Origin of the sequence: Paenibacillus tianmuensis (assembly GCF_900100345.1) — a bacterium.
GTDB classification, from domain to species: domain Bacteria; phylum Bacillota; class Bacilli; order Paenibacillales; family NBRC-103111; genus Paenibacillus_G; species Paenibacillus_G tianmuensis.
This window is the reverse complement of sequence record NZ_FMTT01000048.1, coordinates 22,326-43,184: the sequence shown is the minus strand read 5'-3', so window position 1 is coordinate 43,184 and position 20,859 is coordinate 22,326. Positions and strand designations below refer to the sequence as shown.

24 protein-coding genes are annotated in these 20,859 nt (G+C 54.1%); 7 read left to right on the top strand and 17 right to left on the bottom strand.

Annotation, left to right across the window (positions count from 1 at the left end; all coding sequences use genetic code 11):
* Window positions 1–15: 15 nt before the first annotated feature.
* Window positions 16–105 (bottom strand): hypothetical protein, encoded by a 90-nt coding sequence (locus tag BLO51_RS31070; RefSeq protein WP_342672461.1) that lies wholly within the window; start codon window positions 103–105, stop codon window positions 16–18.
* Window positions 106–403: 298 nt separating this feature from the next.
* Here BLO51_RS31070 and BLO51_RS23640 point away from each other — a divergent pair, with 298 nt between their 5' ends.
* Window positions 404–826: a substrate-binding domain-containing protein gene (locus tag BLO51_RS23640; RefSeq protein ID WP_342672460.1), complete on the top strand. Its 423-nt coding sequence runs from the start codon at window positions 404–406 to the stop codon at window positions 824–826.
* A gap of 55 nt (window positions 827–881) precedes the next feature.
* Here the strand turns inward: BLO51_RS23640 and BLO51_RS23635 are convergent, their stop codons facing one another.
* Together BLO51_RS23635 and BLO51_RS29415 are read right to left on the bottom strand one after the other, a co-directional pair.
* Window positions 882–1,934 carry an SDR family oxidoreductase gene (locus BLO51_RS23635; RefSeq protein WP_090675760.1) on the bottom strand — a complete coding sequence of 351 codons (1,053 nt, stop codon included), beginning with the start codon at window positions 1,932–1,934 and terminating at the stop codon, window positions 882–884.
* Between the two features lie 117 nt (window positions 1,935–2,051).
* On the bottom strand, window positions 2,052–2,201 hold the full coding sequence (locus BLO51_RS29415) for a hypothetical protein (RefSeq protein WP_217266776.1): 150 nt from the start codon (window positions 2,199–2,201) through the stop codon (window positions 2,052–2,054).
* A 999-nt stretch (window positions 2,202–3,200) separates the two neighbouring features.
* On the opposite strand from BLO51_RS29415, the gene BLO51_RS23625 reads away from it, so the two are divergent.
* Window positions 3,201–3,446 (top strand): hypothetical protein, encoded by a 246-nt coding sequence (locus tag BLO51_RS23625; RefSeq protein ID WP_090675757.1) that lies wholly within the window; start codon window positions 3,201–3,203, stop codon window positions 3,444–3,446.
* Between the two features lie 192 nt (window positions 3,447–3,638).
* Here BLO51_RS23625 and BLO51_RS23620 read toward each other — a convergent pair whose 3' ends face one another.
* Window positions 3,639–4,637 (bottom strand): alpha/beta hydrolase, encoded by a 999-nt coding sequence (locus BLO51_RS23620; protein WP_090675756.1) that lies wholly within the window; start codon window positions 4,635–4,637, stop codon window positions 3,639–3,641.
* Between the two features lie 36 nt (window positions 4,638–4,673).
* On the bottom strand, window positions 4,674–5,567 hold the full coding sequence (locus BLO51_RS23615) for an MBL fold metallo-hydrolase (RefSeq protein WP_090675754.1): 894 nt from the start codon (window positions 5,565–5,567) through the stop codon (window positions 4,674–4,676).
* Window positions 5,568–5,826: 259 nt separating this feature from the next.
* On the opposite strand from BLO51_RS23615, the gene BLO51_RS23610 reads away from it, so the two are divergent.
* On the top strand, window positions 5,827–6,372 hold the full coding sequence (locus BLO51_RS23610; protein WP_090675752.1) for a helix-turn-helix domain-containing protein: 546 nt from the start codon (window positions 5,827–5,829) through the stop codon (window positions 6,370–6,372).
* A gap of 126 nt (window positions 6,373–6,498) precedes the next feature.
* On the opposite strand, the gene rnhA is transcribed toward BLO51_RS23610, so the two are convergent.
* The 3 genes from rnhA to BLO51_RS23595 all read right to left on the bottom strand — a co-directional run bounded on the left by rnhA (window position 6,499) and on the right by BLO51_RS23595 (window position 10,118).
* Window positions 6,499–7,161 carry a ribonuclease H gene (rnhA, locus tag BLO51_RS23605; RefSeq protein WP_090675750.1) on the bottom strand — a complete coding sequence of 221 codons (663 nt, stop codon included), beginning with the start codon at window positions 7,159–7,161 and terminating at the stop codon, window positions 6,499–6,501.
* 66 nt (window positions 7,162–7,227) lie between these two features.
* On the bottom strand, window positions 7,228–9,003 hold the full coding sequence (gene recQ, locus BLO51_RS23600; protein WP_090675774.1) for a DNA helicase RecQ: 1,776 nt from the start codon (window positions 9,001–9,003) through the stop codon (window positions 7,228–7,230).
* 275 nt (window positions 9,004–9,278) lie between these two features.
* Complete coding sequence (locus BLO51_RS23595; RefSeq protein ID WP_090675748.1) at window positions 9,279–10,118, bottom strand: glycosyltransferase family 2 protein; 840 nt, start codon at window positions 10,116–10,118, stop codon at window positions 9,279–9,281.
* A 306-nt stretch (window positions 10,119–10,424) separates the two neighbouring features.
* Between BLO51_RS23595 and BLO51_RS23585 the strand changes: the two genes are divergently transcribed.
* On the top strand, window positions 10,425–11,045 hold the full coding sequence (locus BLO51_RS23585) for a hypothetical protein (RefSeq protein ID WP_090675744.1): 621 nt from the start codon (window positions 10,425–10,427) through the stop codon (window positions 11,043–11,045).
* 113 nt (window positions 11,046–11,158) lie between these two features.
* On the opposite strand, the gene BLO51_RS23580 is transcribed toward BLO51_RS23585, so the two are convergent.
* The 6 genes from BLO51_RS23580 to BLO51_RS23555 all read right to left on the bottom strand — a co-directional run bounded on the left by BLO51_RS23580 (window position 11,159) and on the right by BLO51_RS23555 (window position 14,665).
* Window positions 11,159–11,833 carry a GNAT family acetyltransferase gene (locus BLO51_RS23580; RefSeq protein WP_090675773.1) on the bottom strand — a complete coding sequence of 225 codons (675 nt, stop codon included), beginning with the start codon at window positions 11,831–11,833 and terminating at the stop codon, window positions 11,159–11,161.
* Between the two features lie 92 nt (window positions 11,834–11,925).
* Window positions 11,926–12,426 (bottom strand): hypothetical protein, encoded by a 501-nt coding sequence (locus tag BLO51_RS23575; protein ID WP_090675771.1) that lies wholly within the window; start codon window positions 12,424–12,426, stop codon window positions 11,926–11,928.
* Window positions 12,427–12,589: 163 nt separating this feature from the next.
* A complete protein-coding gene (locus tag BLO51_RS23570) occupies window positions 12,590–12,964 on the bottom strand; it encodes a YidC/Oxa1 family membrane protein insertase (protein WP_174551309.1) in 375 nt (124 codons plus the stop codon).
* Between the two features lie 6 nt (window positions 12,965–12,970).
* Complete coding sequence (locus tag BLO51_RS23565) at window positions 12,971–13,234, bottom strand: hypothetical protein (protein WP_090675743.1); 264 nt, start codon at window positions 13,232–13,234, stop codon at window positions 12,971–12,973.
* A 73-nt stretch (window positions 13,235–13,307) separates the two neighbouring features.
* A complete protein-coding gene (locus BLO51_RS23560; RefSeq protein WP_090675742.1) occupies window positions 13,308–13,781 on the bottom strand; it encodes a cytochrome c biogenesis protein CcdC in 474 nt (157 codons plus the stop codon).
* A 143-nt stretch (window positions 13,782–13,924) separates the two neighbouring features.
* Window positions 13,925–14,665: a YheC/YheD family protein gene (locus BLO51_RS23555; RefSeq protein WP_090675740.1), complete on the bottom strand. Its 741-nt coding sequence runs from the start codon at window positions 14,663–14,665 to the stop codon at window positions 13,925–13,927.
* Between the two features lie 111 nt (window positions 14,666–14,776).
* Here BLO51_RS23555 and BLO51_RS23550 point away from each other — a divergent pair, with 111 nt between their 5' ends.
* Window positions 14,777–15,274 (top strand): DnaJ family domain-containing protein, encoded by a 498-nt coding sequence (locus BLO51_RS23550; RefSeq protein ID WP_245719788.1) that lies wholly within the window; start codon window positions 14,777–14,779, stop codon window positions 15,272–15,274.
* A gap of 97 nt (window positions 15,275–15,371) precedes the next feature.
* Here the strand turns inward: BLO51_RS23550 and BLO51_RS23545 are convergent, their stop codons facing one another.
* On the bottom strand, window positions 15,372–15,989 hold the full coding sequence (locus BLO51_RS23545) for a nitroreductase family protein (protein WP_090675739.1): 618 nt from the start codon (window positions 15,987–15,989) through the stop codon (window positions 15,372–15,374).
* A gap of 391 nt (window positions 15,990–16,380) precedes the next feature.
* Between BLO51_RS23545 and BLO51_RS23540 the strand changes: the two genes are divergently transcribed.
* Together BLO51_RS23540 and BLO51_RS23535 are read left to right on the top strand one after the other, a co-directional pair.
* A complete protein-coding gene (locus BLO51_RS23540) occupies window positions 16,381–17,388 on the top strand; it encodes a diguanylate cyclase domain-containing protein (protein ID WP_090675737.1) in 1,008 nt (335 codons plus the stop codon).
* Window positions 17,389–17,567: 179 nt separating this feature from the next.
* Complete coding sequence (locus tag BLO51_RS23535) at window positions 17,568–18,518, top strand: helix-turn-helix transcriptional regulator (RefSeq protein ID WP_090675735.1); 951 nt, start codon at window positions 17,568–17,570, stop codon at window positions 18,516–18,518.
* A gap of 86 nt (window positions 18,519–18,604) precedes the next feature.
* Here the strand turns inward: BLO51_RS23535 and BLO51_RS23530 are convergent, their stop codons facing one another.
* Window positions 18,605–19,438, bottom strand: coding sequence for a protein-glutamine gamma-glutamyltransferase (locus BLO51_RS23530; protein ID WP_090675734.1), 834 nt, complete (start codon window positions 19,436–19,438; stop codon window positions 18,605–18,607).
* A gap of 89 nt (window positions 19,439–19,527) precedes the next feature.
* On the bottom strand, window positions 19,528–20,844 hold the full coding sequence (locus tag BLO51_RS23525; RefSeq protein WP_090675732.1) for a deoxyguanosinetriphosphate triphosphohydrolase family protein: 1,317 nt from the start codon (window positions 20,842–20,844) through the stop codon (window positions 19,528–19,530).
* Between the last annotated feature and the right edge of the window lie 15 nt (window positions 20,845–20,859).

The following is a 20,859-nucleotide window of genomic DNA, read 5'->3' as shown; positions in this document are numbered from 1 at the left end:
CAATGTTGACCAGATTCAATATGGTGACATTCTTCTCCCCTCTTTCAATCTGACTATATAGGAATAATGGAATCCACCTTTTTCTCCAAGCGATTCTTGGGACATTCCTCTTTCTTTGCGCAATCACGAATCCGTGTGCCTATGCTTTTTAAAATCTCGTTATTTCCATTGCCCACACCTCTTATTCAAAAAGTGTAGATAACTGGATTCTTATACAACTCCGCTGACAAATTCAAGTCTTTTATTGAGCCGCTAGTCTTTGAAGCTATTTCTAAGAAAATGTTCCTTTTTCATGAGGGTACTGGCGACTGGAGAGCACCCCAAAAGCTTTTAGAAGAACCAAGTATGTTCGACATGTGTGAACCTGAAACATGGCAAATAAGGGACATTAAAGAACGAATGCATCGCTATATTAGTCGAGGACACCAGAACGATGAGCAATCGGGAGCGCATTCGCGGCTGCCATCAGGCGATGCTGGCAGCGGGCATACAACCCGACGACCAATTGGTGAAGCTCGGAGGCTTTACAGTAGACGAAGGCAAAGCGGCGGCCGGTAAGCTGCTTGATATGAAGGCGCCTCCGAGCGCCATATTCGCCTGCAACGATCTGCTCGCTATCGGCGCGATACAGGCGGCACGGGAGCGGGGAATGCTGCTGCCGCAGCAGTTGTCGGTCGCAGGCTTCGACAATACGATATTGGTGACGATTATCGCCCCGTCGCTGACGACGAAGGGCAGCCGATCCAGGAGATCAGGCGGCAGGCGATGGATTTGCTCGTCCAGGAGATCAAGGGCAAGAAATCGGCGAAGCAGCGGGCCGTGCTGATGCTTGAGACTGTCGTGCGGGGCTCGACCGCGGCTGTAAATGCTGTAACAGAGGCTTAGGGAATAAGCCTCTGTTTTTTTAATTCGTCCAGCAAGGTAAATAGTTCCTCCTCGGTATTCAAAACTTCATGAAAACCGAATTGCTTGATTTTCGTTGTGTCGGTGATCACATCGTATTCGGCTCCGAATATAAAATCACCGAAAGGCCAGGCCGCGACTTTTTCATAGGGGACAGGGAGCAAACCATATTTCTCGATCATCGCCGTCCACGTTTCTTTTTGCAGCGGCATTAGCTCCGATAGCGGGATCGGTTGGACCGGACCTGCTTCCAAATTGAAATACCCGGCTATTTTAGGCCATAGATTTTCCCAGCGGAACAAATCCCCGTTTGTTATATTGAACACTTCAAATGCCGTATGCTCCTGAGTGGCAGCCCACGCCGAAGCACGCGCAAGTAAAGATGCGTCCGTAAGCTGAACCAATGCGCGGTAGGCGCCTTCCTTGCCGGGGAAGCGAAGCGGAAGCCCCAACTCCTTGGAAATGGAGGCATATACGGCAATAACCATGGCGATGCTCATCGGATTGCCGATCGAAACCCCGGCAACGAGGTCCGGACGCAGTATGGTCCACGACCAGCTTTTCCCCTGTTGGTGGCTCCGCAGAAAGTCTTCCTGGCTGTAATAGAAATTAGGCGGCAAATGGCGCGGATCGGTTTCCTTCGCGGGCGTTTTGAACTTGCCCAGATGCGCTCCGTATACCTTGGCTCCCTGCATCAGAACGACGCGCTCCAAGGAGCTTGACGTTGCTTCAACGCCTTTTACGGCATTAGCGAGCATACCGGTGTTTACTTCAACCTGCTCTTTGGAATGGATGGGGAAATCCTGATAAGCGGCGAAAAAAATATGGGTAATTCCCCGGATACGGCCTAACGTTTCCTTGACCTGGCCAGCATCCAACAAATTCAGGCTGACATACCGTTCCGGGTGTTTATCCGGGATCGTTCGGGCTACGCCAATAGCTTCCCAGTCGTCCAATAAACTTAAGTGATCCAAAATATAGCTGCCAATAATTCCGGTGGCGCCGACGACTAAAGCTTTCTTTTTCAACATATCTTTATTTCCTCCTTGCTTCCTCTGCGGCACTTTGATTTGTTTGCTACGCGGCTAGTATAATGCCGCCAATGGAATAAAACAAATTATGAAATAATGATATATTCATAAATATTTTTATAGATCCACCTCATGCAGCAGTTTCATGATTTCGTAAATAGGGGATAGATGCTTTTGCTTCAGTTTGTACGCCACGAAAAATTCATTGCCCGCGCTCAGCTCTTCAAAAATGACCTTCGCCTTCGTGTCGTCCAACGCATGCTCCAAATGTACGTCGGAATGATGCCAAATCCCGCGCCGCTCTCAACCGCTTGCAAAATCAACTGTACATTCGGAATGACATGCGCAGGCTATTCGCCTGATCATCGGCAGTTCCAGACCGTAGCTTATAAAGCTTTGGGCGGAAAGCCATTTCTCCTGATTCGATGAGTTATCCGCTCAATCGGAAAAAATCAATGAGGTCACCGTATTGAAAGAGCAACTGCATAAATTAGAGAAGGATCTCTTAACTTTATCTGGGACAAATAGTTCCGTTCTTTCGCTTATTGACCTAAACACCCAACTCCTATCCATTCAGAAGGAGTGGCTTTATATGAAGGGTGTCCAAGATGGGATCAACTTACGATCATTTTTATTGCAAAGTGAGGAAGTTCAATTGTAATCTAGCATTGCACCTAGTAGAAATTCTAAGAATAAAGAAGAAAAATGACGAATTCGCGAGAAATATTAGGATTAATAATGAATAACTAACTATTCTGAATATTTACAATAATTCAATAATAGGCTATCCTAACAGTAAGCAAGATAAATGATTCACCTGATTAAGCCTACAGATATCACCCTGATTCACACCGAAGTTTCTCTCGTTTGTATCGTTTATATCTTTCAATCCGGATTTGGTTTAAAGAATTTGGCAGTGCCGGATTGGAATTGATATAAAAATAAACAAGGGAAAGGGGATAGTCCATTAAAGTAAGGAAGCGAAGCATGCCCCGCCGCGCTTACCTGAAATCCGTACTGTACGCGCACCGAATGAAGGCTATACCAAGGGCATGCGGGAATCCGATAAGACCTGTTACTCGTTCGCGTACCCTAACGACAGCTTGATTGGAGTGTGTTTTTCGAAAATTGAATAAGCAACCTATACCAACATAGGGATTCTGGTTATCACGGATAAGCAGGATCCCTATTTACGTTGCGTCATACTTCCGGGCCATCCGGGCATACTAACGGGCGAAGCGACGTTTAAGGAGGGTTATGGCAAGTATGGCAAACGATAAAAGCATGCCTCCGGTATCCGGCGAAGAAGTCGAAACGGACGGCATTTACGAGAACGAGTGGGGCCGGGAGGAAACGCTCAAGCGAGGCGACGAATTTCCGTACGACGAGGCGATGGGACAGACCGAGTGGGAGCTTATCAGCCTTCCGCTCGAAAGCCAAGAGGAAGAGATGTATAAGGATACGAAAAATAACACGAAACCGCGGCTGCATATCGACCGAGGCGATAAATGAGCTGAGCGTTGTCGTGCGAAAAGAAGAGCGCTTCCCCTGTCGCGGAGAAGCGCTTTTTGACATGGATTTGGAGTCATGTTCGTGTTGCAACGAATATCACCCATTAGGTACGAGATCGTCATCTGATAAATGAAATGGAACGATATTGAAACATAAGCGATATCATTAACACTCGCTGTTGTTGCGACTTCCTTAATTCGCCGGTGCGTAGGCTTCATCCAAAAAACCACGGATGGCTTGGAAAGCCTGAAGCCTGTTTTTCTCCAGCATAACCATGTGCGTTCCTTCCCCGATTTCAACCCAGCGACGATAAGTGGCCCCGGTCAGGGAAGTGAAGAAATGCTGGGCCAATTCTAGCGGAACGTCGATATCCCACTCCGCATGGACAAGGAGGACAGGAACGGTAATGATCTTAGGATCGTAGAAAGCTTTGCCTACCGTCCAGTATTCGCGGATGTCCAGGATAGGGCCATTGGTCGCCCGGATATATCCAGGATGAGCAGTTTGGCTCCCGGGATCGGAAGCAAGCGTTGCTTCGACCCATTGTTCAAACCAGCCTTCTGGAATCAAATCGCTGCGCTTATGTTCAGGAGCGGCGCTTAGCCAGCGTTCCTTCATGTCGCCGACAGCGACAAGACGATACGAGCCAAGCGGGCCGCCGGTATCGATAGGAACCGGACTGAAGCTTAACCACTGCGGTGCGATAAGCGAAAGCTTGTTAACTTTATCATTGTTCCGGCTCGTATAGGCTCCCGCAACCGTGCCTCCCCAAGACATCCCCAAAATATTGACTTTCGATAAATTTCGGCGTTTCAGAACGAAGTCAACCGCAGTGCCGAAGTCTCGAACCCCTGTTTCCGTACGGACAAGCGGCGGATTAAGATCAGCGGGCTGCTGCATCTCGGACGGCCTGGTTGAGCCACCGTAGCCGCGGACATCCACGGCATAAACATCATAGCCATGTCTAGCCAGGTAGTCAAGGAAAGTGAAGCCGTCCAGTTCCACGTCGTACAGGCTGCCAATCGGATAAGTAGCGCCATGAACCATTACGATCGTTTTTTCATTGGAGAATGTATCCATGGAAGCCGGACGTTTATTACGTATATAAAGCTCGATGCCCGGCGTATCGCTGGGGATACGCAGGTCTTCAGTCAAGATGTTCATTTCGCTGAGAAAATCATGGTTTGTCATAAGGTCAACGCCTCCCACAAGTTGAATGTAGATGGATTATACAAAGTCCCATTTGAAACCGTCGCCGCTGCGAGTCACGTACCCTGCCGCGCTCTCCGGAAAATGCGAGCTGAAATAAATGACTGGGCGATCCGCTATGGATTCCAACACCCGGCGCCGTGAAATACGGGCTTGCTCGGTGAATTCGCAATACATGGAATTCCATTCGGGGTTAAAAACCTGGAACGGGTGGTGCATCACATCAGCACCAAATAAAGCTTCTTCCCCGTCGGAAGTAAGGCTGATGGACATTTGTCCGATGCTGTGACCGGGAGTTGGAATGAACTTGAAGATATCGAGGAGTTCTCCACCTTCGGGATCGATGGTTTGCGTTAATCCGGCTTCGATAACAGGAAGGACGCTTTCCTCGTAAACGTTAAAATTCGCTTCGTTTTCTTTGTTATGACTGGCCTCGCTGGAGTAATATTGCTGCTCCGCGAGGGGGAATACATAGGTGGCATTCGGGAATGTTGGTACCCATTGTCCGTCAACAAGTTTCGTATTCCAACCGACATGGTCTACGTGCAGATGCGTCAGCAGGACGTAGTCCACTTCTTCCGGCAAAACCCCTGCCTCTTTGAGGCGCTCAAGATAAGGTAGCTGAAGATTGGCGAGAGCCGGATTTAACGGCAAATTTTTATCGTTTCCAGTCGCTGTATCGATAAGAATTGTATGCTTCGGAGTTTTCACAACCCATGTTCCTATGCTAACAATAAGCTGAGAATCGCTGTCGATCAGACCAGCTGGAAGGGAGTTCCGATTCTCCTCCAGAAACGCCGGATTCCACGATCCGGGGAAGTAAATTTCTGGCGAAATACCACCTAACACCATTTCGGTGACACGAGTAATGCTAACGTCTCCTACTTGATAGACCTTGGGAGTTTTGGTCATGGATACTACACCTCTCTGGTCTCAGAAATTTCGCTATTACTGAAAATTATTCTGGGAAGAACGATGAATGAATACCCGGGTAAAAAGTTCGTTAGTCGACCCTAATAAAATAGTAAGCCAATAATAGCGAAGAATCAACGTTTTTACACCGTAATTCCGCCCCTGTAAAAGTGCTTGATCATTCACGTTTTTTTACTTAAGATAAGAACATAAATTTCGTTATGAGCGAAATAATTTTCGGAGCTAAGGAGAGGGACATATGAATTCAATCGGCAAAGTCATCCGAAACACACGAAAAAAACAAAAACTAACGCTCAAAGAAATAGCAAAAGCAGCATCCATTTCGTTGTCTTTTCTCAGTGAAATCGAACGCGATAAAGCGAATCCATCAATTAGCGTTCTGAAGCGCATAGCGAACGCGTTGAACGTAAATTTTACCGATTTGTTTGGTGAGGAAAAGCGAAGCATTGTCGTCAGGAGCAACGAACGCAAGCCCTTGTTGCATTCGGAGGGTTCGCGGATTACTTGGTACGCCCTTAGTCAAGGTAGTGGCAACAAGATGGGGCCGATATGGGGAGTTCTAGATGAAGGCGCAACCTCCGGCGACATAAGCGTGGGCCATAGCGAGGGTGAGGAATTTCTTTTTATTCATTCCGGATGCTTGGAGTTTGTGCTTGGCAACGAACGTTACACCCTTAAAGAAGGAGACAGCATCTATTATGATGCCAGGATACCTCATAGTTATAAGAATATATGGAAGGGCGAAACGTTGCTGATCGCGGTATCTGCTCCGCCTACCTTTTAAGAAATCAGTCAGCTTACAGAACAACGTACTGCTCTCAAGGAAGGGAATTGTTGTTGGAATCTGTGCAAAAAGAAATGGATAGAATTCAGATCATCTCTGAACCTCTATCCATTCTTATTTTCATCATCATTTCCGGCCGTAATCCGCCTTGATCTCGCCCCATGCCTTCGTGTTCCACTTGATGATTTTGTTCTTGTAGGTGTTGTTGCGCAGCCAAGCTTCCGCGCGGTCCACGAGCGCCCAGATTTCTTGGGTCGAAGCGTCCCGTACCAAGGTCGATGCGACTGTTTTATTGCGCACCCAACTGATCGCCGTTATCGAATCGCTGTAGATCGTCATGTCGCTGGCTTCTTGCTTCAAATAAGCGAGCCCGTGAACGATCGCAAGAAATTCGCCCATATTGTTCGTGCCTTTGGAAATCGGCTTCTGCTGAAATACGATTTCGCCGGTGCGCGTGGACACGCCTTTGTACTCGACGATGCCGGGGTTGCCGCTGCAGCCTACATCGACGGACAAGCTCTCGGGATCGAACTCGCCCGCAGCCTCCGCGCCTGCGGCTTTGGAGGTCCGTCCACCGCTCTTGCCCGTACCGCCGGCTCCTACGCGCGCCGCGGCTCCGAACGCCTTCTTCCACCCGGCGGCGAACATTGCTTTGGCCTCCGCCTCGCTCTCGTACGCCTTGAACTTGGCCTGCGGGAATCCGTTCGTCTGGGCTTGGCATTCGGCCCATGTTTTATAGATACCGGGCTGACGCCCTTCCCATACGACATAATACTTCGATTTTGCCACAGTGTTCCTCCTTGGTTCGGCACGGCGTCCCCTAAGATGATACCGCCACGCCGTCCGAAATCGCCGCTACCCCTGACGCTGCTTGAAAAACTCGATGAAAAATGCCCCGTACTTGAAAAATTTCGCTTCCCCGACGCCCTTGATCTTGAGCATGGCCGCCGGGTTCGTCGGCTGCACGCCGCACATCTCGCGCAGCGTGCTGTCCGGGAATACGATATACGGCGGGATGCCTTCCCGCTTCGCAATCTCTGTACGCAGCTTCCGCAGCTCGTCGAACAGCTCCGCTTCGACATCCTGAACGACCGGGGCGGACGGCTTCAGCCGGATGCGCTGCACGACCCGTTCCTTGCCGCTGAGCACATCGGATGCCTTCGACGACAACCGGAGCACCGGGTATTTGCCTTCCGTGAGCTGCAAATAGCCTTCGGCGACAAGGAGCTGGATCAGGTCGACGATGTCTTTTTCCGTCCGGTTCCGCATCAACCCGTAGGTGCTGAGACTGTCGAAGCCGAAATCCAGCACCTTCTTGTTGCGCGAGCCCTTGAGCACCGAAGCGACCAGCGTCATGCCGAACCGCTCCCGCATACGCTTTACGCAGGAGAAAATCTGCTGCGCTTCGAGCGTAATATCCGTCAGCTCCATATCCGGGCTGACGCAGTTGCTGCACTGTCCGCAGTCTTCTTCCGCTTCCCCGCCGAAATAGCGGACGATGTACCGCTGCAAACACTGCGGGGTGTGGCAGTAGTCGGCCATCTGCTGAAGCCGCCGGTATTCCTGGGCCTGCCGCTCCGGGCCCGAAACGGACTGCTCGATTAGAAACTTCTGGATATGAATGTCCTGCGGGCTGAACAGCAGCATGCAGTCGCTCGGCTCGCCGTCACGGCCAGCCCGTCCGGCTTCCTGGTAATAGGCTTCCATATTTTTCGGCATATTAAAATGGACGACGTACCGCACGTTCGACTTGTCGATGCCCATCCCGAACGCGTTGCTCGCCACCATGACGCGCACCTCGTCATACAGAAAACGCTCCTGCGCATCCGCGCGTTCCTTATCCGTCAGACCGGCGTGGTATTTGCCCGCAGCCACGCCTTGGCGCAGCAAATATTCGCACAGCTGGTCGACTTCCTTGCGCGTCGCCGCGTAGACGATGCCCGCTTCCCCGGCATGCTCGCGGATGTACCCCATCAGCACGTCGCGCTTGTTCTCGCCCTTGATGACCGAAAACGACAGGTTCTCCCGCGCAAAGCCGGTCACGAACACCTGCGGCTCGCTCAGCTTCAAGTGCTTCACGATATCCTCGCGCACCTGGTCCGTCGCCGTCGCCGTATAAGCGGCCAGCAGCGGCCGGTCCGGCAGATGCGACACCAACTCGTTGATCCGCATGTAGCTCGGGCGGAAGTCGTGTCCCCACTGGGACACGCAGTGCGCCTCGTCCACGGCCACCATCGGCACGACAAGCCCGGCGAGCAGCTCCAGAAAACGCTCCGATTCGAGCCGCTCCGGTGCGACATAGAGCAGCTTGTACTCGCCCCGCTCAGCCTTGCGGATACGCATCTCCACCTGCGCATACGATAGCGAGCTGTTAATATAAGCCGCAGGAACACCGATGCTGTCGAGCCCGTCCACTTGGTCCTTCATCAGCGAAATCAGCGGCGAAACGACGATCGTCGTTCCGCTCATCATCAGCGCCGGAACCTGGTAACAGATCGATTTACCTCCGCCTGTCGGCATAATGCCGAGCGTATCCCGCCCGCTGAGCAGGCATTCGATCACCTGCTTCTGCCCTTCGCGAAAATCCGGGTATCCGTAATATTTACGCAGCAGCTCCTGCGCTTCCGCCATCGTCCCTATCGGTTGCCCCGGCTGGCGCTTAACCGGCTGCGGCCGGCGGACCGGCGCTTCGAACAAATCCGTTTGGACGGACCGCCGGTTGCGGAATTCCGCGTTTCCTGCCGCCGGCCTTCCGGCTTGACGGTCATCTTCTCCGGCGCCCCGACCCGCCTCCCGCGGGTCGCGGTAATCGTAATCGGCCGGCGGCTCGTGCCAGCCATCGTCTGCCGACGGGCCCGGGTCCGCAGGTCCGGGGTCCATCGGATCGTACCAATCATCCTGTCGTTTCATACTTCCCTAATTGCTCCTCCCGCTTGTTTCGCCCGCCGGGATACGATCGGCTCCCCGTTCCAGAGTAGCTCCGTCTCCGCACGGCGCGCTTTGACCTCCGGCTCCTCGAGCAGGAGAAAAAAGTTTTTGGTCGGCAGCTCCCCGAGCCCGTGCTTCGCTGACAGCTTGTCCAGATAAGGACGCATATCCTCCAAATTGCCGGACATATTGTTCCCGCTGTCCGCAAACGCATAGAGCGCGCTCGCCGCCGGTACGCGTTTGACCCGAAACTGCTCCGCCACCCGCAAGTAAAAATCCCAGTCCCAGTAATGATGCATCTCCGTATCGAACGGACCGAGTCGCTCATGCAGCTCCGGACGGTACAGGCAGCCCGACGAGAAAAACGTCGAGAACCTCCGCATCGCCGCGAAGTCGTGCTCATAGGCGAACACAAACCGTTTCGTCGCCCGGCGCACCCCGTTGTCCACAATATAATCGAAAATTTCCACATCCGGATAGACCAGATCGCTGTCTTCGATTTCGCGCAGCATCCGCTCCACATGCGACGGCAGCAGCAAATCGTCATCGTCGCATAGCATGATATAATCGCCCCGAACCAGTTCTAGCCCGCGGTTGCGCGCATGCACGTGCTTGAGATTGCTTTCCATATCGACCACGGTCAGATCCAGCTCCGGATACAGCTCCTTAAGCTCGTCGACCGGTTCCCCGTTATCGTTAACCACGATAATCTGCAAATGACGGTACGTCTGCCGCCACAACGATTCGATCAGCTCGGCCAAAAAATCCAGCCGGTTATAGGTTGGAATAATGACGGATATCAGCGGCTGCCGATTCATCCCCTTCCCCTCGCTCTCGTTTCTTCTACTGAACACTATACCGAAAAATCGGCCAAAGGGAAACTAGCCAAAAAGAAGAACCCGATGCTGCGGGCGTGAGTCAAGAAGCTACCGGCGCGATCCGATTGGACGCAGAAGATTGGACCGGATGAAAGAAATGAGTTCCCCTCGGGAAGCATGGAAAAATATTTTTCCGCCTGCAGCCCTATGATACAATGGAGGAAAGCCATGGAACGATCGGTAGAAAGCTCTTCCACGAGAATGCCGAGACGGCTAAGGCCGGACTGAACGAAGGAGGATTCTGCCATGCCGCCAAGAAAACAAGAGCCGCCCGTCCATTCGGACGCGGCGGAGAAGACCGACGTGAACGTAAAGCTTTTGGAGGAAGCCGAAGCAGCCTCCGCTGAAACCGTCACAGCCGAACGGCAGCAGCCGGGTACCCGGAGGAAGCGGGGCACCAAGGCAACGACGGACGCACAGCCGACGGAGACGAGCGACGCAGCGGCGAAGCCGCGCACTTCCAGGCGCAAGAGCACTGAGGGCGTTCAACCGGTGGAGCCGCAGCCTAAGGAAGCTCCCGAAGCTGCCTCGCTGGCAGAAGAGGCGGCGCTAACGGTTGCCCCGGCAGCGGAACCGGCTGGCGAGTCTGCCTCATCCGCCGCCACGGCCGAGGTGGACACAGCGGCGACCGATACGGCAGAGGAAGCGGCTCCGGTGCTGCAGCTGCTGGAAACCCCCCTCAAGAAAAAGGAGCGCAGCGAGACCCACGACAAGGACCGGGTGTTTATCCGTAAAGATTTAAAGCTGCGTCTGGATGCCCTGGCCGAAAATCGCAGCAAAGGCTTCAAAACGCTGCTTCTGAACTACGGCTTGGAAAAGGCGCTGGACGAATTGGAGCAGGCCGAAGCCGCGCGGCAGGAAAACTGAGCTCGTGCTCTTGCCGCTACTCCTCTACTAAACCGTGCATACATCAATAAAAAAACGGCCTGCGCGAAAAGCGGATTTCCGCTTTTTCATGCAGGCCGTGCTTCGGGCTTGCTTCAAATGGGCAGTAAAGCGACGTTTTCGCGCTGCTTGAGGTTCTCGACCATCCGGTACCATGCGTCCGGTTTTTGCGGGAGCACCGCATAATAGCGCTCGAGAAAGCTCCAAACCAACGAGGCCGGAACCGAGGCTTGTTCCTCGTCGGCAATCGGCATGAAGCAAAGATCGAGCCCGTGTACCGCTTCGCCATCATTATGCCAGGACGGATGCACATAGTCCGTATCCAGCTTCCGGTAGCCGAGATGCGCCAACACCTCGCGGCGGACGAACGAATTCATCGCATTCACACCTCCGAACTCCAGCTTGCCCGCCAGCTGCGGGTTGTAGATTTCAGCGAACATGCCAAAGAATTTCCCGCCGCATGCCGCTACGACCGAGCGCAGATCGGCCATCCGGCGACGCGCCAGAAACGGGCCGATGCCAAGGCCATCCCGTCCGATAATCGTAAAATCGGTCATCGCGACCTGCAAATCTTCGTAATAACGGTATTCCGTCGCGCCGACGACTTCGCCGTTCAGGACAGCGACGAACACCCGGATGCCCGGATCTTGAAGCGGCTCCGCCCACAGCTCATATTCCAGTACTTCTTCCGGCGGAAACACGCGCTGCATCAGCTCGTGCATTTGGCGAAAATACGGGTCGCCGATATCGGTAATTCGATGGTATTGCACAGGCTTCATCCTTTCCTGATGGCTTGCTGCTGCTTGAAACAAGCGGCTAAGCCTTTATTATATCGATATGCGGAAGGATCTACAATACGGCGTTACTGTCGTTGTCGCCTCCCCCACGGCTTCCAAACCGACAGAACAATCATCGCGGCAAGAGACAGAACTTGCAGCACGATACCTATCCACAGCTGCCCGTTGTTGACGACGAAATCCGGCTGCTGCCATACGTCCATGCCGCTTGTCGGAATCAGCGTTACCGCCCGCAGCGTCCAAAAGTACATCCCGACCGCGCCGAGCAGGATGCATAGCAGCGTCAGCACTTCTTTGGCAATAATCCAATAATAGCGGAACAGTCCCCAAGACGTGAGCACGGAAAGCAGGACGCCGGTTGCGACCGTTCCGATCGTCGAAGCCCGCAGCGACGATGCCGACAGCAGGTGCATCACGGTATAGCAGGCGCTCAGCACTCCCGAATCACCGGTGGTTACCGAAACGATGCCAAGGACCGTAAATACGACCGAATTGCCGATCCAGATGGCCGAGAATAAGATGTGCGCCGACAGCAGCCACTTTCTTTGCCCAACCGTTAATTTCATCTTGATCCCCCCTTCCTGAATCGAATGCTTCAAATTTTCTGTATCCCAGCGCCAGTTATTCGTTTACAGTATAGTTCCCGTCTCTAAACGGCCTCTAAACCGCTTATTAAAATCAAATTAAAAAACGGAGGCCGCCAGGGCACTCCGTTTCTATCCATGCATATCAGGTCGCCGCCGCTTCCGGCAATCCGCGTCGTAGCAGCCGTTTCCCGGCGCTCATCCGGTAAAACAGCCGCTCCAGCAGGCTGAAGACGCTGCTCGACAGCCAGTACAGCCCCAGTGCCACCGGCGCCCGCCACGTAATGACGAGCGGGATCAGCAGGAGGATCGTCCCGAGCAGCAGCCGCTTGCTTCCACTCATAGAGACAGCGGCTGCGTCGGCCAGCGGAAACATGCCTACCGCGAACGACAGCAGACCCGTGGCGATCGGGATCAAGTGGAACGGGTCGGCCTCGGCCAGGTGCGCGACCCAAGGGATCAAAATCGACGTCATCGTACTACCATGCGTAAAGAACAGGCCATACATCGCCATAAGCACCGGCGGTCAACCGACCATCTCATTCCAACGGAAAGGAGCGCTTGCTTCTTCGGATAACGCCGAGGACCGCGGCGGGCATTTTCGGCGAACGAAGACGGTGCGCGGACTTTTTCTGGCCCGGTCATGACGTTTGAGCGGGAGCTTGGCAAGCTCGGCGACCGGCTCAAATGCGAAGGGCAACGGCTTCCCCACCCATCCGAACCATGGCTCGACGAACAGCACAGCCAGCCCAATCGCCAACAGCAGCGCCAGATCCAAAGACCACTCCATCCGTTCACCTCCTTTGACGCGATTTCGCTTACTAAACGTTTTACGGGGCCGACCGCAATTCGTTTCACTGCCGTCAGGCGTTCCCTAGCTTAGCCAAGAGCTTGCGGTATTTCACGAAGCTGACGATCCGCCAAGGAACGAGATAGGCGACCGCGATCAAGAAGAACAGCATTCCCAGCTCGATCGGATCAAGCCCGGACAAGTAGCTGCGAAGCGCCAGCCGGATCACGATGAGTCCTACCACGGCGAAAATAAACGCTTTGCTCTTTTTCGGATAAATTTGTCCGTCTTCGCGAAGCTCGTAATTCGTCGTCATAATCATCGGAATGGATAAAATAAGACCGAACAGCAGAGACAGTGTTACCTCCTTCACGGTCAAATGAAGCTGCGGGTTGAGCAAACCGAGTATGCCGAAGCCCAAAAAAAGCAGCGGCAGCAGCAGCCGGTAGCCGTTGCCTTTCACAGGCTTGGCCGCCGCGCGCATTCTTCGCCAGAGCACAAGCGCAATGATGACAACCATAAAAATCACGGGAGAAATCGATTGCATACGGTACCATCCTTATAGTTTTGATATAAACTATTTTACACATAAATTATATAGTGATCAAACAAATGCAGCTTGTCCCTGCAAACAAAATAAAGGAAACGACAAAAAACCCTTGCCTTGCAGCGGCAGGGGCTAAGTCGGCTTTAAGACCTTTTCTGCATCCGGGCGTAGGACAAAATGCGTCTGTACATCGTTTTGTTCTTAAGGGCGTTAAAAATCGATTTATCCGGCTTCGTGTTGACTTCGAGAATCCAAGGTTTCATCTTGGTATCGATCGCGATATCGATCCCAAGAGCGTGAAATTTCGGGTATTTCGCGCTCATATATTCGCTGATGCCGCGGCCCAGGTTTTTCAGTTCTCGAACGTAACCTGTCCGGCGCTTCCCGTGCATATGCGGGGATAGCAATTTGTCTACCGACATCGGGGTTCCCCCGTTGTGATAGTTGGTGACGATCTTTCTCGGTCTGGCCAGCCGGCCGACCATCCCCGTCGCGTCCCACCCCTTCTGCCGGTTACGCTGGACCATGACCCGCAGATCGAACGGGCGTTTCTTGTAATGCAGCAGCGGAATTGCTTTTTGCACAAGAAAGCCTCGCCGGGCCATCTGTCTGGAGACCGCAGAGTACAAGCTGCCGAACGATTGAAACGTCCGGGTGGCGTAGCCGCTTCTGAGCGTATAGCGCCGGTTGCCCGCGCGCGTTATTTTCATGATCCCGTAGCCGCCCGTGCCGTTGTTCGGCTTCAGATAAACCGCTCCCCAGCGCTTGAGCATAGACCTGACCGTAGCCCGGCTCGCCCGTTGCGTCTGTGGAAGATACGGCTTCCAACGTACGTCGGTTTTCAAATAACTGTATTTCCCCCACTTCGTGTTGGCATAAACCAATCGATCACCTCCCGTTTAAGCCATGGTATTGTATGTGCGCTGCGCGGCTTTGGGAACAGGCGCATGCATCACCTTTTCAGTTCGGGGGGCAATAAATTTTACAAAGGGATGATGACCATGCCCGAACGGCCGCCAAAGCGAGATCAGACGTACGGTGTCGGAAAAGAGCCGACAGACCGCCCTATCATTCCTTTGCCGAAAGAAACGCTTGAAGACCGGGATGCCATGCTCGCAGCGCAAAAAGAGCGGCAGAGCTGGATCGACGAGGCTTACGAGGATTTTGTCAAAAACGGCGGCCTGGAGCATTTGCCCGGCTTCGGAAAGCCGCTGACGGTGCCGACCGGAGACGCATGGTCGTCCCTGCTCAAGCAAGCCAAGGTCGAGCATCCGTGGGTCATGCTGCGGAAGGAAATCGGCTCGCTGATGAAGAAAGCGATGAATCAGATGGCCAAAAGCCCCTTCGACCCGGAAATCGACGCGCTGATCGAGGATGCGAACAAGCAGATCGCGGAGTTGAACCGCCAAGCCCCAAGCCTGTCCATGCACCGCAGTCGCTTGTCCCGCGACAACCTGCACGAACAGTATGACCGCTGGTATGCAGACAAGTGAGTTGACTGATGCCTAACATGAAAAGCCCCCGGAGCCTTTACTCCCTGTGAAGAGGGAGCGCTGCCGGGGGTATTTTGTCGATATCGGTGTTTCCGAATTAAAACGACTCGTGAATGACCACGTCGCCGAGCGGCAGACGTTCTGTCGCGCGTGCCGGGCTAGCCGCTTTACCGATCGGGAGAAGCATAACCGGAATATAGCGTTCCGGGATGTTGAACTCTTGGATCAAAGCAGCCGGATTGTAGCCGCCCATCGGAACGGTGTCGTAGCCTTTCGCGCGTGCGGCCAGCATAAGCTGCATAGCGGCCAGCGAGGCGTTGCGGATCGCTTCGTCGCGGCCTACCGTCGGATTGTTTGCATAGGCGCCGTTAATTTGGCCGAGCATCGTGTCTCGGACTTCCGGCGTCGCCTTTTCATAGACGATCGGGGCGGTCAAGTTCGCTTGCAGGTCGCCGAGCACGACGACAACCGCGGATGCGTCGGATACTTGCTGTTGGCCAAACGCGATCGGAAGAAGACGATCTTTGTTCGCCTGCTCGCGAATGACCAGAAAACGCCAGTGCTGCAAGTTCCAGGCCGACGGTGCGTTTGTGGCCAGCTCCAAAATTTCATTCAGCTCGGCATCCGGGATAACGACGTCCCGTTGATATTGACGGACAGAATGACGGGATAAGATTACTTGCTCGGCGGTTTGTTGTTGTTGAACTTGGCTCATAATTTCCGCTCCTTTATTGTATAACTCTATTTAGTATCATAACGCAATTAACTTACTTTTGTAAACTACCATACAAAAAATTACGATCTCTAACTTACATGGCAACGCATATAGTTTTTATCTTGAATCCGGTAAGTATAGCGTGAAGGTGCTTCCTTTTCCTGCCTCGCTTCGCAGCGTCAAGCGGCTGCCCGGCAGCTTCGTCAGCCAGCGAAATGGACGGTCCAAGGCCCGTCCCGCCGTATCTGCGGCTATCGAGCGTCCGCCTGCCGGAGCGCTTCGAAGATGAGGCGCTGCTTCTCCTCGGCCATGCCGGTAGTGAGAGCTGTACAGATTTTGTTCAGATTTATTTGCTATAATAGGACGGATAAACGAAAGGAGTTGTTGCACCGTGTTCCACCTGTCGCACGTCCTTGGACGAATCAGAAACCGCTGGTTTGCGGTGGCTTCGTTCGTCACGGGGAGCGTGTGGTCCACGTATTTGGCCGTGCTTGTATTTCATCTGGACGACAACGTGCGCTATGATACGACTTTAACCCTCATTTCTTTACTTGCTGGCATCATGACGACGTTCCTTATCTTTCATCTGGCTCTGTTCGGAAACAAAAGCCGCATTCGACTGGCGGGCGGCGGCTTGCTCACGATGATCGGGATGGCAACGATGTATATAACAGGCAGCGAAGCCGCCATCGCTCCGGATAACGACAGATCCTCCCTCGTCCACTCCGTTCTGCGCCCGGTAGATTTGTTTTTGCTGTTCGGCGTTCTTGCCGCGATGTGTCTTGTATATATCGTTATTTGGCAGGCCATGCGCCTTCAGCGGAAAGCGCTTGAAAAGTTGGCGTATACCGATCCTCTGACCGGTTTGCTCAACCGGAACGCTTGGGACCGCTATGCCGAGAAAAACGCCGTAAACCGGAATACGGCGTTCTTGTTTTTGGATTTGGACGGGTTCAAGTCCGTCAACGATACGCTCGGACACGACATCGGAGATTTGTTGATTGGAGAAGCGGGACAGCGTTTAAAAGCGTTCCAGAACAAACATCAGCATATATTCCGGCTCGGCGGGGACGAATTTCTGCTGGTCGCTCTCCAGAGCAGCGAGGCGTCGGCCAAAAAAACGGCTCGCGACATGCTCGAAACGATCAAGGCGCCTTACCGCTTGGCAGGAAATGTACTCTATGTATCCGGCAGCATCGGTATCTGCTTGGGCTCCGATCCCGGGTCCAGCTATAACGTCATGCTGAAAAGGGCGGATGCCGCCATGTACCGCGCCAAATTGTCGGGAAGAAACCGGTTCTGCACGTATCGCGAAGGAATGAGCCATTTTTTTTTGAGCCCGTCGCGCGGTAAGGGCAAAGGCTTGCCCAAGAGCATATCAAGAGGCAAGGGAGCCTAAGCCCGGCACGAAACATCATGGCTGGCCTATCGTTCATCCGGAATAGTCCGACGCCCCCACCGAGGGGGCGTTTTTTTGTTTGTGCTTAGATCCTAATATGTCACCCCTTGTCATATTGCTGTGGTAAAATGAGAAATCAGAAGATGAAGCGCATCTTAAAAATACAAGGAGCGATTATCATGCGTGCGGACCGACTGTTATCGATTTTATTGCTGCTTCAGAATCGCGGCCGAATGACCTCGCGGGAGCTGGCCGAGCAACTGGAGGTATCGGAGCGGACCATCTTCCGCGACATGGAGGCGCTCAGCGGTTCCGGCATTCCGCTCTATGCCGAGCGGGGCTCGGGCGGCGGCTGGGTGCTGCCGGAAGGCTACCGCTCCCAGCTCACAGGACTTAAAATTGATGAAATCCGCTCCCTCCTGCTCGCCCATGCTTCCGGCATGATGCGCGATTTAGGCTGGCGCGAGGCTTTTGAAGCAGCCTTGTTGAAGCTGCTTGCCGCCCTGCCTCCCTCCCTGCGGCGGAATGCGGAGGCGGTCCGCGAACGCATCCACGTGGACGGAGCCGGGTGGTACGGACCCGCGGAGGAGGTATCTTGCCTGCCCGTCGTGCAGGAGGCGGTGTGGGAGGAACGGCTGCTTGCCGTTCGCTACGGACGTGGCGACGAGGTCGTCGAGCGCGAGCTCGGCCCGCTTGGGCTGGTCGTCAAAGGAAACGCGTGGTACTTGATCGGGTTCGTAGACGGCCAGATGCGCACCTACAGGGTTTCCCGGATACGCAGCGCGGTTATACGGCCCGAGCGGTTCGAGCGTCCGGCAAATTTCGATCTGGCCCGTTATTGGGAGCAATCGACGGCCGACTTCAAGTCTCGGCTTCCCAGCTATCCCGTGAGGCTGCAAGCGGATGCTTCCACTCTTGCTCTCCTGCAGGAGGAGCACTTCGTCAAAATCCGCGAAACTCGTCCGACGGTCGACGACCTGACCGAGCTTACCGCCGATTTCCAAACGGCGGAGTACGCGCTGCGGATCATTCCGGGATACGGCGGCGGACTGCAGGTGCTGGAGCCGGAAGAGCTGCGCGCAGGCATCCTCCGGTTAGCAGAAGCGATCCGTCAAATGTACGGTCAATGAACCGGGCGCTGCCGCTTATTCCATGCAGCAAAAAGGGATCTCTCGTACGCGATTTCGCGTGCCGAAAGATCCCTTAAAGCCGTGCCTCAAGCGTAAATGTTGGTTCTCCCGCCGATTTTGACGACAATCCGGCCGCGGGCTTCCGGCGGCAGCCAAGCAAGCGCCGTCTGAGAAATCGGAACCCGGGAAGACGCCGCCTCGTACAAATAAACGAAATTCGGGTACGTCACCTGATCGATCATGTAAGCGGACTTCGTGCTGCCCGGCTTGCGGTGCTTATTGAGACTCGCAATGATACCGGCTGCATTCTTAATGCCGATCCCATGACCGAAATAGTTGTCGTGCCCAAGCTTCACCACGTTTTCCCCCTGCCACTCCATCCATTCCGGATCGACGTCGGGATTTTTGAAATACAGGATATCGCCCGGATACGTCGGCATTTTCTCGGCAATCGTAATCAGCCGCAGGTCGCTGTCTACCTCCCACGAATACAAATACAGGTTGGTGAACAGCCGGTTGAACTTCTGATCTCCGATCGTCTCCAGCACCGCTTTGTACAGCACGATAATGATGGCGGTGGCGCATTCGAACGCATAGGCCCGGCCGTTCGAGAAAATATCCCGGATCGCTGCAGCGGGCTTTACGTCCCCCCTCATCTTAAATCCGCCATCCTCCGTACGGGTCCAATAGGCTGCGTTGCAGCGCGATTTCTTGAAGGAAGAGAACGAGGCCGCGCTGTTCTGCATATCTTTGGCCGCTTGGACAATCGCCGTCCGCAGCCTGAGCTCGAAGCGCAGCGCTCCTTCCGAATCATATTGGTACGTCGTGGGGTTCCTGTGTTTCTCCTCGTAGATGTCCCTCTCGGGCGGTTCCCAGCCGGATATATCGACCGACGTTTGGCCGTCTGCAATAACGATCATGGGGACCGGTCACCTCCTCGTCAGAGATGCGATACTAGCGCTCGCAACCAGTATATGCCGGGGAGGGCAAGGATCAGACCCCAAAAGCCTTAATCCATCTCGTAGATCGAGCCGGATTTGCTTGCGAACAGCTCGGCGTACACCTTCTCCGCGTAGGCGTCTGTCATGCCGGAGAGATAGTCGGCCACGAAACGCGGCCACGTCCAGCGGTTTTTATGCCGTTCGTAATTTTCCATCCAGTCGGGCGGAATGATCAAACGCCCTTCCTCAGGCACCTTGAAGCTGTCCCACAGCCGCCGGATCATAATTTCGCTGCGCTTCTGGAGCCGCTGCACGCGGAAGTCTTTGATCAGCGTCACCCAAGCGAGCTTTTTCAAAATTTCCATCGTCCGCAGCAGCTCCAAATCCTGCTGTCCGTCGCGAACGAACGTGACCCGCTTCCAGCCTTTCTTCGGATCGTCGATAATGCCGACCCGCCCGGCAAAAGCGCTCACCCAGCGGGCTTTCATTTCTCTCCGGGTCCGCGAGGCCTCGTTATCGCACTCGGCGTAGATTTCCTCCCACTGCGCCAGATACGAAGCCAGCACGCGTTTGACCATCGCCTTGATATCGACCTGGTCCCAGCCTACCTCCAGGTTCCCCTGATCGCCCTCAATCTCTTCCACCAGATGCATTGCCAGCCGGTCGTCCTCGAAAAAGGTCCGGTTCATCTGAATTTTGCCCGCGCGGATGCCGTCCTCGATATCATGCGTCGAATAGGCGATATCGTCGCTCAAATCCATCAGCTGCGCCTCCAGCGTCGAGCAGCCGGCCGGCATGTTCCATTTGTCGCGAAGGTAGCTGATGCCTTCCCATTCCATCGGATACACACCCTTAATCCGTCCGGGCGTGTCCAGATTATACGGGTATTTATTAATCCCAAGCAGCACCGCCGCAGTTAAATCCAAGCCGCTGCCGCTGCCGGCGCGCTTCTCCAGAAACATCAGCAGGCGGAAATTTTGCGCATTGCCTTCGTAAGCCAAGCCGTGTTCTTCGGCCAGCAGTTGGTCCAGCACTTCTTCCCCTTTGTGCCCGAACGGCGGATGTCCGAGATCATGCGCAAGCGCAGCGCATTCCACGACAGCCGGGTCCATCATCAAGCCGGGATGCTCCTTCCGCAGCAAAAACTCGTAATGCTCGCCAAGCCGCCGCGCTGTCTCACGGGCAATTTGCGACACCTCGATCGAATGTGTCAGTCTTGTCCGATAGTAGTCGCCGGACCCGGCGCCAAATACCTGCGATTTGCCCTGCAGCCGCCGAAAAGCTGGGGATTGGATGAGCCGCGCATAATCCCGCTCGTATTCGTCCCGTTCTTCGCTGAACGTCCCGGCCACCGGTTCGTCCAAACGCAGTTTACGCAAGTCCATAATGATCCCCCCGCT

Coding starts and splice junctions, on each gene's coding strand:
- recQ (WP_090675774.1), bottom strand. CDS start 9,003: ATGGCGGAAGCGCAGGAGCTGCTGCGTAAATATTACGGATACCCGGAT.
- BLO51_RS23550 (WP_245719788.1), top strand. CDS start 14,777: ATGACCATGCCCGAACGGCCGCCAAAGCGAGATCAGACGTACGGTGTC.
- BLO51_RS23595 (WP_090675748.1), bottom strand. CDS start 10,118: ATGAATCGGCAGCCGCTGATATCCGTCATTATTCCAACCTATAACCGG.
- BLO51_RS23615 (WP_090675754.1), bottom strand. CDS start 5,567: ATGACCAAAACTCCCAAGGTCTATCAAGTAGGAGACGTTAGCATTACT.
- BLO51_RS31070 (WP_342672461.1), bottom strand. CDS start 105: ATGTCCCAAGAATCGCTTGGAGAAAAAGGTGGATTCCATTATTCCTAT.
- BLO51_RS23560 (WP_090675742.1), bottom strand. CDS start 13,781: ATGCAATCGATTTCTCCCGTGATTTTTATGGTTGTCATCATTGCGCTT.
- BLO51_RS23530 (WP_090675734.1), bottom strand. CDS start 19,438: ATGATCGTTATTGCAGACGGCCAAACGTCGGTCGATATATCCGGCTGG.
- BLO51_RS23620 (WP_090675756.1), bottom strand. CDS start 4,637: ATGACAAACCATGATTTTCTCAGCGAAATGAACATCTTGACTGAAGAC.
- BLO51_RS23625 (WP_090675757.1), top strand. CDS start 3,201: ATGGCAAACGATAAAAGCATGCCTCCGGTATCCGGCGAAGAAGTCGAA.
- BLO51_RS23545 (WP_090675739.1), bottom strand. CDS start 15,989: ATGAGCCAAGTTCAACAACAACAAACCGCCGAGCAAGTAATCTTATCC.
- BLO51_RS23565 (WP_090675743.1), bottom strand. CDS start 13,234: ATGGAGTGGTCTTTGGATCTGGCGCTGCTGTTGGCGATTGGGCTGGCT.
- BLO51_RS23610 (WP_090675752.1), top strand. CDS start 5,827: ATGAATTCAATCGGCAAAGTCATCCGAAACACACGAAAAAAACAAAAA.
- BLO51_RS23585 (WP_090675744.1), top strand. CDS start 10,425: ATGCCGCCAAGAAAACAAGAGCCGCCCGTCCATTCGGACGCGGCGGAG.
- BLO51_RS23635 (WP_090675760.1), bottom strand. CDS start 1,934: ATGTTGAAAAAGAAAGCTTTAGTCGTCGGCGCCACCGGAATTATTGGC.
- BLO51_RS23575 (WP_090675771.1), bottom strand. CDS start 12,426: ATGAAATTAACGGTTGGGCAAAGAAAGTGGCTGCTGTCGGCGCACATC.
- BLO51_RS23535 (WP_090675735.1), top strand. CDS start 17,568: ATGCGTGCGGACCGACTGTTATCGATTTTATTGCTGCTTCAGAATCGC.
- BLO51_RS23525 (WP_090675732.1), bottom strand. CDS start 20,844: ATGGACTTGCGTAAACTGCGTTTGGACGAACCGGTGGCCGGGACGTTC.